This is a genomic window from Vibrio sp. Vb1554, assembly GCF_033344235.1.
Genome location: NZ_JAWPOJ010000020.1, coordinates 51,185 through 64,614, shown reverse-complemented (window position 1 = coordinate 64,614; position 13,430 = coordinate 51,185). Strand labels below are relative to the sequence as shown.

Genomic DNA, 13,430 nt, shown 5'->3' with positions numbered 1-13,430 from the left:
TTTCTGCGGAATAGGCAGAGAATTTTGATATCACCGTTGGTATTAGCGGTGTGTTTCGGTAGAATAATCGTTTGCGCAGCTTGAAATCCTCGTCTCCAAACATTTTGGAGAAGTTAGTGAGCATTCCGCTTTTGAGTGACTTCGCTAGATTTTGAGGATGCATATTTTCAAATTATTAGGTTATTACAATGAGTAAAAAATTCATTATCACTTGGGATGCAATGCAGACTTACTGCCGTGAACTGGCTGAGAAACAAATGCCAGCTGAGCAATGGAAAGGAATTTGGGCGGTAAGCCGCGGCGGTTTGGTTCCTGGCGCTATTTTAGCTCGTGAACTGGGTATTCGTTACGTTGATACAATCTGTATTTCAAGCTACGACCATGATCATCAGCGCGATATGACGGTACTAAAAGCACCTGAAGGTGATGGCGAAGGTTACCTAATCGTTGAAGACCTAGTAGACAGTGGTGATACAGCGCGCAAACTACGTGAGATGTATCCAAAAGCGAAAATGATCGCTGTGTGTGCGAAACCATCAGGCAAAGAGCTGCTGGATGATTACGTTGTAGATATTGCTCAAGACACTTGGATCGAGCAGCCTTGGGATATGTCAATCCAGTATGCTGAGCCAGTAAACCGCAAGCAAAAATAAGCGCGGTTAAAGAATATTGAGAAATGCCCCTTTATAGGGGCATTTTTTTTATTATGATATTAAATCATGCTAATAGCCTAGGGTTCTTCCTATGTCTGAAGACGTCAGTAAAAATCTTTCCGAAACTTTGTTCGTGAAACATAAGCAAGCAAAAGAAACCTCCGCGCTTACCCAGTACATGCCGACCAGTAAAAAAATACTTGATGAACGAGAAGCGCAGGGTGATCGTGCTTGGTATCGTCATTTGCGTCGCTTGCAATGGGCTTGGCAAGGATTGTCTCCGATCGAAATGGAAGGCGTACTGTCCAAAATTGCTTCATCATCTCACTCGCGAACCAATGATGATTGGTTAGACACTGTAATGGGTTATCACAGTGGTAACTGGACATTTGAGTGGATCAAGCTTGGTATGGATCATCAGAAGCGAGCAAATGAAATGCAAGGAGAAGAGGCAGCGGATGAACTCTTCACTGCTTCTTTGTGTTTTAGTATTGCAGGCTACCCACATTTAAAAAATGATAACTTGGCATCGCAGGCTCAAGTACTGGCAAACAAAGCGTATTCTGACGGCGCAGAAAAAACTAAGTACACCATCAAGCAAATTGAAGTGCCTTACCAAAATCGCAAAATCATCGCGAACCTCCATTTACCAAGAACGGATAAACAGTTGCCTGTGGTCATGGTGAGCGCTGGTTTGGATACTCTACAAACCGACATGTGGCGTTTGTTCCGTAATCGTCTTGCACCGCGAGATATTGCGATGTTAACCGTAGACATGCCTTCGGTAGGGCATAGCTCTCATTGGCCCTTGACCGAGAATTCAAGTTGCCTACATCAAGCGGTATTGAATGAGCTTTACTCGCTACCTTGGGTTGATCATCACAAAGTGGGGTTAGTTGGGTTTCGTTTTGGTGGTAATGCCATGATCAGACTCTCTTTTGTCGAGCAGGAAAAGATCAAAGCTTGTGTCGCTCTAGGCGCGCCCGTACATGATATTTTTACTTCCCCTCAGAAGTTACAAAAAATGCCGAAGATGTATTTAGATCTTTTGGCTTCCCGTTTGGGGAAAAATGCGGTTGATATTAATAGCATGGCTGGTCAGATGATGGCGTGGTCATTGAAGGTTCAGGGCTTCCTGAGCAGTCGAAAAACCAAAGTGCCTATTTTGGCTTTGAGTCTTGAAGGCGATCCAGTGTCGCCACACAGTGATAATCAACTTGTTGCTCTATTTAGCCAGTATGGTAGAGCGAAAAAAATCAGTTCCAAAACAATTACAAAAGGATATGAGCAATCCCTCGATTTAGCCATAAAGTGGCTAGAAGATGAATTATTAGGGTGACAATTCTCCTAAATTAGTTAAGAGTGATATATCTGAGCAAAAAATAAGCTCATGATAATTAAAAATAATAATCATTCTTGGGTGTTTACTTTTAACTATGAAAACGGAGATTCATATGTCAGAGACGACTCAGGGCCCGACTCACTTTCGCTTGATGTCAAAGTTGAAGGCGATAGGGCCTTACCTGCGCGAACCACAATCGCAAGAAGGGCGCTATTATTTTGATTGTTTATCTGTATGTGTAGACGACAAAAAATCGCCTGAGAAGCGTGAATTTTGGGGCTGGTGGATGGATTTGGAATCCATCGAGGGAGGCTTTACTGCTAAATATCATATTGGCAAGTACAACAAAGAAGGGCAATGGGTATCTGAAGCCCTTCCCAAAAAAGTGGTAGAGGAAGTGTATCTCACGCAGAGCACATTCCATCAAAAGCTGGTTGATACTTTAGAAGAACACTTCAAATTAGAAGTCGAATATCACACGGAGTCTTTCGATTTCGCTTAATTTGGTTGTTTTCATTTAATACCAAACAAAAAGGTGCGAAAACGCACCTTTTCTCTTGTTAATTCCCTATTTGATTGTTAAAACATCCTCTCTTTATTTGTTTTTCACTTCAGAAGACATCATGACAACGAATCAACAAAATGCAGTTGTTTCACAACCACAAACTGTCGTTGTGAAACTGGGTACAAGTGTGCTGACAGGCGGCACTCTGGCACTCGACCGTGCACACATGGTTGAGTTAGCACGCCAGTGTGCTGAGCTTAAAAAACAAGGCCATTCAATCGTAATGGTTTCGTCTGGTGCGATTGCAGCAGGCCGTGAGCATCTTGGTTACCCCGCATTGCCCAACGAGATGGCGAGTAAGCAGTTACTTGCCGCGGTGGGGCAGAGTCGCTTGATTCAAACATGGGAGTCTTTGTTTGGTATTTATGGTATCAAGATTGGCCAAATGCTACTAACCCGTGCCGATTTAGAAGATCGTGAGCGATTCCTTAACGCGCGTGACACTATTAATGCGCTCGTTGCGAACGATATTGTTCCTATCGTAAACGAAAATGATGCCGTTGCGACTAGCGAGATTAAAGTTGGCGATAACGACAACCTTTCCGCTTTGGTAGGCATTTTATGTGGTGCAGATAAGCTCTTGCTTTTAACGGACCAAAAAGGTCTGTTTACTGCTGACCCTCGCAAAGATCCGAACGCAGAGCTTATCAAGGAAGTAAAAACCATCGACGATACGCTGCGTAAAATCGCAGGTGGAAGCGGTACAACATTGGGTACTGGTGGTATGGCAACGAAGCTGCAAGCCGCAGACATCGCTCGCCGCGCAGGTATCGAGGTTATTATTGCTGCTGGTAGTGCGCCGAATGTTATCTTTGACTCTTTAAGTGCTGAACCTCAGGGCACGCGCTTCCTACCTTGCGCTGAAGCCTTAGAGAACCGTAAACGCTGGATTCTAGCGGGACCTGCGGCATCGGGCGACATCGTTATTGATGATGGTGCAGTCAATGCTGTGGTCGGCAAGGGGAGTAGCCTACTTGCTAAAGGGGTCATCAAAGTTAGTGGTGACTTCGCACGAGGCGAAGTGGCGCGTGTAACAAACGCTCACGGTAAGTTGGTGGCTCGTGGCATCAGCGCCTACTCAAGTGATGACCTAACTAAAATTACTGGTAAACACAGTAAAGATATCATCTCTATTTTGGGGCATGATTATGGCTCTGAGGTGATTCACCGCGATGATTTGGTCGTCATTCAGGAATAGAATTAGAGGGAAGCAAAGTGGATTTAACGAATATGGGTAAAGCTGCTAAAGATGCAGCTTTCGAATTAGCGACAGCGTCAACTGCGCAAAAGAACCAAGCATTAGCCATCATTGCTGATGAGCTAGAAGCAAACTCTGCTGCTATTTTGGCGGCAAACGCTAAAGACATCGAACTTGGCCGTGAAGCGGGTTTAACCGATGCGCTGCTCGATCGCCTTTTGCTTAATGAAGAACGACTGACTGCAATTGCGAATGATGTTCGCAACGTCATTAGCTTGAACGATCCTGTAGGCAGCGAAATAGACAGTAAGGTACTGGAAAATGGGATGTCACTGTCTCGTCGTCGTGTGCCGCTTGGTGTCGTGGGCGTAATTTATGAAGCGCGTCCAAACGTAACCATTGATATTGCAGCGTTGTGCTTGAAAACCGGCAACGCAAGCATTTTACGTGGTGGCAAAGAGACCTTTTTCTCGAATATGGAATTAGTGAAGGTTATTCAGTCTGCGCTCGCAAAGGCGAACCTTCCAGCCGCTTCTGTGCAGTACATTGAAAAACCAGATCGTGAGCTTGTTTCTCAATTGCTTAAGTTGGACGATTACGTCGACATGATCATTCCACGCGGTGGTGCTGGCCTACACAAAATGTGTAAAGAAAACAGCACGATTCCGGTGATTATTGGTGGCTTTGGTATCAGCCATATCTTTGTCGACGAATCCGCTGATCTAGAGAAATCCCTGAATGTGGTTGAGAACTCTAAAGTTCAACGTCCATCTGCGTGTAACTCATTAGATACGCTGCTCGTGCATGAAAAAATTGCAGCGCAATTCCTACCAATGATCGTAGAGCGCATGAACGATAAAGTGACCTTCGTGACAGAGCCTAAGGCAAAAGCACTGATGGCTCAAGCAACACAAATTCGCGATGCTGTTGAAGGTGACTTTGATACGGAATGGTTGAGCTACACTCTTGGTGTAAAAGTTGTGTCTGATGTGAAAGATGCCATTGTTCATATGCGTGTCCATAACGCGAGCCACTCAGATGCGATCATGACCAATAGTTTGGAAAACTCAGAACTGTTCATCAATTCTGTCGGTTCGGCGGCGGTTTATGTGAATGCTTCAACGCGCTTTACAGACGGTGCGCAATTTGGCCTTGGCGCAGAAGTCGCAGTATCTACGCAAAAGCTACATGCACGCGGTCCGATGGGCTTAGAAGAGCTAACTAGCTACAAGTGGGTTGGTAAAGCGAACTACTTAGCACGCAGTTAACACATTCGACGAGATCTTGAGTGAAAAAGGGGCCTTTGCGCCCCTTTTTGTTTTGTCTAACATACCAATTCCGCTACACTACATGAGCTTTTATTTCGGTTTGAAAGCGTTATACCCAAATAGCTTTAATAGAGTCCGTATAACCATGAACGCGTGGTTATCCGTGATTGCTCATGAGGTTATTTTGGTATAGATATGGAGGTGATATGCATTGTCCTTTTTGTTCCGAGAACGATACCAAAGTTATTGATTCCCGCTTAGTGGCTGATGGCCATCAAGTTCGACGTCGCCGTCAGTGCTTGGCGTGTAGCGAGCGTTTCACTACGTTTGAAAGCGCAGAGTTAGTGATGCCTAAAGTGATCAAATCGAATGGCAACCGTGAACCATTTGATGAAGATAAAATGGTTGGCGGTATTCAACGAGCTTTAGAGAAACGCCCAGTGAGTGCCGATTCTATAGAGTTAGCGATCAGTATGATCAAATCACAACTGCGTGCGACGGGTGAGCGAGAGGTTCCGAGTGAAATGATTGGTAATTTAGTCATGGACCAGCTCAAAGAGCTCGATAAGGTGGCTTACATTCGTTTCGCTTCCGTTTACCGCAGCTTTGAAGATATTCGCGAGTTTGGCGAAGAGATTGCCCGCCTAGAAGACTGAGTAGCTCATGACTCAACACACTCCTGAAAGCGCGTTTTCTGATTTAGATTTCGCCATGATGTCACGAGCTATTAAGTTAGCGAAACGTGGCATTTATACCACCGCCCCTAATCCAAATGTAGGGTGTGTCATCGTTCGTGATGAAGAAATTGTCGGTGAAGGCTATCACCATCGTGCTGGTGAGCCGCATGCCGAAGTGCACGCGATGCGCATGGCGGGTGAAAAAGCAGTTGGTGCAACCGCTTATGTGACGCTAGAACCTTGCTCTCATTACGGCCGTACACCGCCATGTGCCGAAGGGCTGATTAAAGCGAAAGTGGCACGTGTGGTTTGCGCCATGGTAGACCCAAACCCGAAAGTTGCAGGTCGCGGCATCCAGATGTTACGTGATGCCGGAATTGAAGTTCAAATCGGCTTGTTAGAGCAAGATGCCCTTGCCCTTAACCCTGGTTTTATAAAGTACATGCGTACAGGCATGCCGTTTGTTCAATTAAAAATGGCGGCCAGTTTGGATGGGCAAAGCGCACTCAATAATGGTCAGAGCCAATGGATCACCTCCCCAACGGCCCGCCAAGATGTGCAGCGTTATCGAGCAATGAGTGGTGGCATTCTTTCTACTAGCAAAACGGTGATTGATGATAATGCATCACTCAACGTGCGCTGGGATGACTTACCTAATAGTGTTCAAGCGCAGTATTTACAAGAAGAGCTTCGTCAACCAGTACGTGTAATCTTAGATCGTCAGAACCGTTTAACTGATGCGCTCAAGCTGTTCCATACCGATGGAGAGCGAGTTATTGTTCGCTCTGATGGAGACTGTATCCCTCTATTGGACAGCGCTGACCAAATTGACTTATCAACGACATTAAAACGTATCTCTGATGAGCACCATATCAATCACTTATGGGTTGAAGCTGGAGCTACGCTAGCGAGTGCGATGATAAAGGCTAATCTTGTAGATGAGCTCATTGTTTACCTTGCGCCAAAACTCATGGGCAGCGATGGTCGGGGGCTTATCGGTGCTTTAGGGTTAAGCGCTATGGCTGACGTCATAGATTTAAACATTACAGACGTTCGTATGGTTGGGGTAGACATTCGCATCACCGCCACCATAAAACGTAATGAAATTAGATAAGAAATAGTATGTTTACAGGAATAGTAGAAGCAGTTGGCAAGTTAGCTGCGATTACGCCGAAGGGCGAAGACATCACCGTCACGGTTGAAACGGGTACGCTTGATATGTCAGACGTTAAGTTAGGCGATAGCATTGCGACCAATGGTGTTTGCTTAACGGTAGTTGACTTCGGAAGCCACTATTACAGTGCTGATCTGTCATTAGAAACCTTGAAGAAAACGGGGTTTGCTGAATACCAAGTAGGCGATAAGGTGAATCTAGAAAAAGCCATGTTGCCAACAACGCGATTGGGTGGACATATCGTTTCTGGCCATGTCGATGGGGTTGGTGAAATTGTCGAACGCAATTCAGTTGGCCGTGCGATAGAGTTTTGGGTTGCAATGCCTGCGGAAATTAGCAAGTACGTTGCAGAGAAAGGCTCGATTACTGTTGATGGTATTAGCCTAACCGTCAACGACTTACGTAAAAATGCTTTTAAGCTGACGATCGTTCCTCATACGAGTGAAGAAACTACGATTGACCAGTTTCAAGTGGGGCGCAAAGTCAACTTGGAAGTTGATGTACTTGCGCGTTATATGGAGCGTTTACTGCAAGGACAACAAGAAGATAAGGCCGAGTCTCGTATCACGATGGACTTTTTACAGCAAAACGGTTTTGCATAAGTCTTGGGAGTGGCTGCGTGAGGCATGCGATAAAGAGCAGACTCACAGAACACCGCGAGATTCATTGACTTGCTTAATGCAAAGCTCAAACTATTGACCTAACTAGCATTCACTGCAACGTAATTTTTCATTGCTGTCGCAATAACAAATTTAGAATAACGGGATAACAGACTATGCCAATCAGTACGCCACAAGAAATTATTGATGATATTCGCGCAGGCAAAATGGTCATCCTAATGGATGATGAAGACCGCGAGAATGAAGGTGACTTGATCATGGCTGCCGAGCATATTACGCCGGAAGCCATCAACTTTATGGCAACCTATGGCCGTGGCCTGATTTGTTTAACCATGACCAAAGATCGTTGCGAAAGTCTAGGTCTGCCACCAATGGTGCAAGACAATAATGCGCAATACACCACCAACTTTACTGTTTCGATTGAGGCAGCAGAAGGGGTAACGACGGGTATTTCAGCCGCAGATCGCGCACGTACCGTTCAAGCAGCAGTCGCGCCAAACGCTAAAGCTGCGGATTTGGTGCAGCCTGGTCACATCTTCCCTCTCGCAGCTCAAGACGGCGGTGTACTGACTCGCGCAGGTCACACTGAAGCTGGCTGTGATTTGGCTCGTCTTGCTGGTTTAGAGCCAGCATCGGTGATTGTTGAGATCTTAAATGACGACGGCACCATGGCTCGTCGCCCAGATCTAGAGATCTTTGCAGAGAAGCACGGTATTAAATTGGGCACTATTGCCGACCTAATTGAGTACCGCAATAACACTGAGACAACGATTGAACGTGTGGCAGAGTGCAAGTTACCGACAGAGTTTGGCGAGTTCACGTTAGTCACGTACAAAGACACCATTGATAACCAAGTGCACTACGCAATGTGCAAGGGCGATTTGAAAGAAAAAGCGCCACTGGTTCGCGTTCATCTTCAAGACGTTTTTACCGACTTACTACGTAGCGATCGTAATGCAGAGCGCAGCTGGACACTAGATAAGGCAATGAAACGCATTGGTGAAGAGGGCGGTGTACTGGTTGTTCTTGGCCATGAAGAATCGACCGATCTACTTATTCATCGCGTGAAGATGTTCGAAGCGCAAGACAAAGGTGAAGCACCAACGCTTGCTAAAAAACAAGGCACGTCTCGCCGTGTTGGCGTTGGTTCACAGATTCTTGCGGATCTCGGTGTACATGATATGCGTCTTCTGTCATCGACCAACAAAAAGTACCACGCGTTAGGTGGTTTTGGTCTGAACGTTGTTGAGTACGTCTGCGAGTAACAACCGAACAATAAGTTCCTAGTCTTTGACGTGCTTAACTCGTCAATGGCTAGGAACCAGTGATTTGCCTCCAATTTCCATTAGATATTGCTCACAAATTTGTGCTAGAATCCGGCGATTCTCACTTGATGAACATATTTCACTTATAAATAGAGTTAAAGGAAAGCTTATGAAAGTGATCGAGGGTGGCTTCCCAGCGCCAAATGCAAAAATTGCTATCGTTATTTCTCGTTTCAACAGTTTTATTAACGAAAGCCTACTTTCTGGTGCGATCGATACACTAAAGCGTCACGGACAAGTAAGCGAAGACAACATCACGGTTGTGCGTTGTCCAGGTGCCGTAGAACTACCTCTAGTAGCTCAGCGTGTTGCTAAAACTGGCAAATTCGACGCTATTGTTTCTCTAGGGTCTGTTATTCGCGGTGGAACGCCTCACTTTGACTATGTTTGTAGTGAAATGAACAAAGGTCTAGCACAAGTGTCTATGGAATTCAGCATTCCAGTAGCATTTGGTGTTTTGACTGTTGATACGATCGATCAAGCGATTGAACGCGCAGGAACCAAGGCTGGTAATAAAGGTGCAGAGGCTGCACTAAGCGCACTTGAAATGATTAATGTACTATCTGAAATTGATTCCTAATGGGGGCCAGTGTGAAACCAGCCGCACGTCGTAACGCACGTCAATTCGCTCTACAGGCGATCTACTCATGGCAAATTACTAAAGAGAATGTTGCCAAGATTGAAGAACAGTTTTTGTCTGGCGACAAATACGATGAAGAAGAACTTCATGCATCTGAGCCAGCGCTTGCTGCTCCAGAGACAGACGTAGCTTACTTCCGTGAACTATTAAGCGGTGTTGTACTTAGCCACGCTGAGCTAGATAGCAAAATTCGTCCATACATCTCTCGTCCTATGCAGGATTTAGATATGATGGAACTTGCTCTTCTTCGCCTTGCTATGTACGAGATGACTCGTCGCGAAGATGTTCCTTACAAAGTTGTTATCAATGAAGCGATTGAACTTGCAAAAGTTTTCGCAGCAGAAGATAGCCACAAGTTTGTGAATGGTGTACTTGATAAAGCAGCACCTCACATTCGTAAGAAATAACGATTTCTTCAATGAAAAGGTCAGCACATGCTGACCTTTTTTGTATCAAAAGCTTTTACATCAAAAAGTAAGTGAATTATGTCTGGTGAATTTAATCTGATAGACAAATACTTCGTCGGTCGTCAGAGCCAACGTAAAGATGTCCATCTAGCCGCTGGTGATGATTGCGCTTTGGTCAAAGCGCCAGCTAATGTTCAGATTGCGATTAGCACGGATACATTGGTAGCTGGAACGCATTTCTTAGCCGACGCGAACCCAGCATGGGTCGCACACAAAGCATTGGCTTCTAACATCAGTGATTTGGCGGCGATGGGCGCAACGCCTGCGTGGGTGAGCTTTGCATTAACGATGCCTGAGCCAGATGAAGAATGGCTTGCACCTTTCTGTGATGCATTTTTCGAACTGGCTGATTACTATGGTATTCAGTTAATAGGCGGTGATACCACCAAAGGCCCATTGTGTCTGACACTGACGGTGCAAGGTTTTGTACCTGAAGACAAAGCGCTCACGCGATCCGGCGCCAAGCCTGGGGATTGGGTATACGTAACGGGAAACCTTGGCGATGCAAAAGCTGGCTTGGATGTGATTCTAGATGACTCTCTGCGCAGTAGAGCCGGCGCGGAAGCACTAGAGCGAGCTCATTACCTTAGTTCTCCTCGTGTGCTCGCTGGTCAGGCTCTGGTTGGCCTAGCCTCTTCGGCGATAGATATTTCAGATGGTTTAATCTCTGATATTAAGCACATTTTACAGCGATCTCAGGTTGGGGTGAGTATTGATGTCTCTCAGCTACCGATCTCTTCAGAATTAGTCCAGTTTTTAGATGATAAGATCAGCGCGCAGAAGTATGCTTTAGCAAGTGGCGAAGAATACGAGTTGTGTTTTACCGTGCCGGAGCAAAATCGAGGCTCGTTACAAAGCGCTTTGTCTCATACTGGCTGTAAGGTCACATGTATTGGTCAAATCCGACCAAATGGAACCTTCGAGCTGCATGATAACAATCAACCACTTGATTGGGACTTAAGTGGCTTCGACCACTTTAAATGATCTGAGCTAAGCTCTAGCCAAGAGCCTGTTACTATTGAGTAACTCGCAGGCATGACGATTGAAACCAAACTAGCAGTATAGGTTTAAGGATATGACCAACCCTCTTTCTCTGATTTCATTAAAGAACCCGTGGCATCTATTGGCGACGGGTTTTGGCAGTGGATTATCCCCGTTTATCCCTGGAACAATGGGCACACTGGCGGCCGTGCCTTTATTTTTGTTGTTGGCACAATTACCATTTACGGCGTATGTCATTGTTGTTCTGATTTCGTGTGTGATCGGCATTCAAATATGCCAAGTGACCTCTGCAGACATGAAAGTACATGATCATGGTTCAATCGTATGGGATGAGTTTGCGGGCTTTTGGATTACGATGAGCATTGTACCTGCACTGAATATTCCACTCACTGAATGGAAGTGGTTGATCACTGGCTTCATCTTGTTTCGTTTTTTCGATATGGTAAAACCTTGGCCAATTGGGTGGCTAGATAAGCGAGTTCACGGTGGGCTGGGTATTATGGTTGATGATATCGTGGCGGGAGTTATGGCCGGTGTTGCCCTGTTTCTAGTCGCAAAATATGCGGGCTGGATGAATTAAACGTTGACCGTAAAAAAAGGGATGCTATGAGCATCCCTTTTTACATTCTATTTTGCTAAATAATCCAAGATGGATTTTTCAATTCCTTTTGCATCGAGACCAAGCTCTTCATGCAGTTCATCTTGTGTTCCCTGATGAATAAACTCATCTGGTAAACCTAGGTTCAACACAGGTTTAATGATTTTATCTTTCATCATGAACTCAACGACACCAGCACCAGCACCACCCGCGATAACATTTTCTTCTAACGTCACGAGCACGTCATGATCTGCGGCTAGTTGACGAATCAATGCCTCATCGAGCGGCTTCACAAAGCGCATATCAGCAACAGTGGCGTTAAGGTATTCTGCCGCTTCTAGCGCGTTACCCAAGAAAGTACCAAAGCTCAGAATAGCAACTTTTTCACCTTGGCGAACCATGCGTCCTTTACCGATTTCTAAAGCCGTAAACTCAGTTTCGATTTCTACGCCCATTCCGCTACCACGAGGGTATCGAACCGCACTCGGGCCAGAATGCTTATGGCCAGTGTAAAGCATTTGTCGGCACTCGTTTTCGTCGCTTGGCGCCATGATCACCATGTTCGGAATACAGCGCATAAAGCTCAAATCGAACGCACCTTGGTGAGTTTGACCATCTGCGCCAACGAGACCTGCGCGGTCGATCGCAAACATCACTGGTAAGTCCATGATCGCGATGTCGTGGATCAATTGGTCATAACCACGTTGCAAGAAAGTCGAATAGATAGCAACGATTGGATGATCGCCCGCAATTGCCATGCCTGTTGCCAGTGTCACTGCGTGCTGCTCAGCAATCGCCACATCAAAGTATTGGTCTGGGTACTCTTTTGAGAAACGCACCATACCTGATCCTTCGCGCATTGCTGGCGTAATTGCCATTAGCTTAGGATCTTGGGCCGCCATGTCACATAAAAAGTCACCGAAGATCTTTGAGTAAGTTGGCTTACCGCCACTGCTCTTCGGCAGACAATTATGCGTTGGATCGAATTTAGGAACACCATGGTAGCCGATAGGATCTTTCTCGGCAGGCTCATAACCTTTGCCTTTCTTGGTCATGATGTGTAGGAACTGAGGACCTTTGAGCTCACGCATATTTTTCAGCGTTTTGACGAGTTCATTGACGTCGTGTCCATCAATCGGGCCAATGTAATTAAAGCCGAACTCTTCGAACAGAGTACCAGGCACTACCATGCCTTTTAGGTGCTCTTCCGTACGGCGAACCAACTCTTTAATAGGTGGGACACCAGACAGCACTTTCTTGCCGCCTTCACGGATAGAAGTGTACAAGCTGCCAGAAAGTACTTTCGCAAGGTGGTTATTCAGGGCGCCGACGTTTTCTGAAATCGACATTTCGTTGTCGTTCAAAATCACCAACATATCAGGATGAACGTCGCCAGCGTGGTTCATGGCTTCGAATGCCATGCCTGCTGTAATTGCGCCATCACCAATCACACTGACGATTTTGCGGCCTTTACCTTCTTTTTGTGCGCTGATGGCCATGCCAAGACCTGCACTAATCGATGTCGAAGAGTGGCCGACAGATAAGGTGTCATATTCACTTTCTTCACGCCAAGGGAAAGGGTGTAGACCATCCTTTTGGCGAATTGTTGGCATTTTATCGCGACGTCCGGTGAGGATTTTATGCGGGTAAGCCTGATGACCAACATCCCAGATCAATTTGTCGATAGGGGTGTTGTAAACATAATGCAGAGCGACAGTTAGCTCCACGGTGCCTAAGCCAGACGCTAAGTGTCCGCTAGATTGGCTCACTGAATTTAGCAGATACGTTCGCAGTTCATCACACAGATTTGGTAATGTTTCTTTCGGAAGAAGACGTAATTCTTCCGGTGTATTTGCTAACGCCAGTGTTGGGTACTTTGAAATATCAAGAGTCATATAAAT

At 45.8% G+C, this 13,430-nt stretch carries 14 protein-coding genes; 13 read left to right on the top strand and 1 reads right to left on the bottom strand.

Features of this window, described 5'->3' with window-relative positions; genetic code table 11:
* Positions 1-188: 188 nt before the first annotated feature.
* The 13 genes from tet(34) (at position 189) to pgpA (ending at position 11,511) form a co-directional block, all read left to right on the top strand.
* Positions 189-653 carry an oxytetracycline resistance phosphoribosyltransferase domain-containing protein Tet(34) gene (gene tet(34) / locus R8N28_RS16600; RefSeq protein ID WP_005381590.1) on the top strand — a complete coding sequence of 155 codons (465 nt, stop codon included), beginning with the start codon at positions 189-191 and terminating at the stop codon, positions 651-653.
* A gap of 91 nt (positions 654-744) precedes the next feature.
* Positions 745-1,992, top strand: a complete 1,248-nt coding sequence (frsA, locus tag R8N28_RS16595) for an esterase FrsA (protein ID WP_005381586.1) — start codon at positions 745-747, stop codon at positions 1,990-1,992.
* A gap of 115 nt (positions 1,993-2,107) precedes the next feature.
* The gene (crl, locus tag R8N28_RS16590) at positions 2,108-2,497 is read left to right on the top strand and encodes a sigma factor-binding protein Crl (RefSeq protein WP_005381584.1); all 390 of its coding nucleotides are present in this window, start codon (positions 2,108-2,110) and stop codon (positions 2,495-2,497) included.
* 121 nt (positions 2,498-2,618) lie between these two features.
* Positions 2,619-3,758: a glutamate 5-kinase gene (gene proB / locus R8N28_RS16585; protein WP_005383771.1), complete on the top strand. Its 1,140-nt coding sequence runs from the start codon at positions 2,619-2,621 to the stop codon at positions 3,756-3,758.
* A gap of 17 nt (positions 3,759-3,775) precedes the next feature.
* A complete protein-coding gene (locus tag R8N28_RS16580; protein WP_025768889.1) occupies positions 3,776-5,026 on the top strand; it encodes a glutamate-5-semialdehyde dehydrogenase in 1,251 nt (416 codons plus the stop codon).
* A gap of 206 nt (positions 5,027-5,232) precedes the next feature.
* Positions 5,233-5,682 (top strand): transcriptional regulator NrdR, encoded by a 450-nt coding sequence (gene nrdR, locus R8N28_RS16575; RefSeq protein ID WP_005381578.1) that lies wholly within the window; start codon positions 5,233-5,235, stop codon positions 5,680-5,682.
* A 7-nt stretch (positions 5,683-5,689) separates the two neighbouring features.
* Positions 5,690-6,817 (top strand): bifunctional diaminohydroxyphosphoribosylaminopyrimidine deaminase/5-amino-6-(5-phosphoribosylamino)uracil reductase RibD, encoded by a 1,128-nt coding sequence (gene ribD / locus R8N28_RS16570; protein ID WP_025768890.1) that lies wholly within the window; start codon positions 5,690-5,692, stop codon positions 6,815-6,817.
* 8 nt (positions 6,818-6,825) lie between these two features.
* Complete coding sequence (locus tag R8N28_RS16565) at positions 6,826-7,479, top strand: riboflavin synthase (protein WP_005381574.1); 654 nt, start codon at positions 6,826-6,828, stop codon at positions 7,477-7,479.
* 173 nt (positions 7,480-7,652) lie between these two features.
* Positions 7,653-8,762, top strand: a complete 1,110-nt coding sequence (gene ribBA / locus R8N28_RS16560) for a bifunctional 3,4-dihydroxy-2-butanone-4-phosphate synthase/GTP cyclohydrolase II (RefSeq protein WP_005381573.1) — start codon at positions 7,653-7,655, stop codon at positions 8,760-8,762.
* A 169-nt stretch (positions 8,763-8,931) separates the two neighbouring features.
* Complete coding sequence (gene ribE / locus R8N28_RS16555) at positions 8,932-9,402, top strand: 6,7-dimethyl-8-ribityllumazine synthase (protein WP_005381572.1); 471 nt, start codon at positions 8,932-8,934, stop codon at positions 9,400-9,402.
* Complete coding sequence (nusB, locus tag R8N28_RS16550) at positions 9,402-9,869, top strand: transcription antitermination factor NusB (protein WP_005381571.1); 468 nt, start codon at positions 9,402-9,404, stop codon at positions 9,867-9,869. Before ribE ends, nusB begins: the two co-directional genes overlap by 1 nt.
* A 78-nt stretch (positions 9,870-9,947) precedes the next feature.
* Complete coding sequence (gene thiL / locus R8N28_RS16545; protein WP_053350268.1) at positions 9,948-10,913, top strand: thiamine-phosphate kinase; 966 nt, start codon at positions 9,948-9,950, stop codon at positions 10,911-10,913.
* 91 nt (positions 10,914-11,004) lie between these two features.
* Entirely contained in the window at positions 11,005-11,511 is a 507-nt protein-coding gene (gene pgpA, locus R8N28_RS16540) for a phosphatidylglycerophosphatase A (protein WP_053350269.1), read from the top strand.
* Positions 11,512-11,558: 47 nt separating this feature from the next.
* Here pgpA and dxs read toward each other — a convergent pair whose 3' ends face one another.
* A complete protein-coding gene (dxs, locus tag R8N28_RS16535) occupies positions 11,559-13,424 on the bottom strand; it encodes a 1-deoxy-D-xylulose-5-phosphate synthase (RefSeq protein WP_005381568.1) in 1,866 nt (621 codons plus the stop codon).
* Between the last annotated feature and the right edge of the window lie 6 nt (positions 13,425-13,430).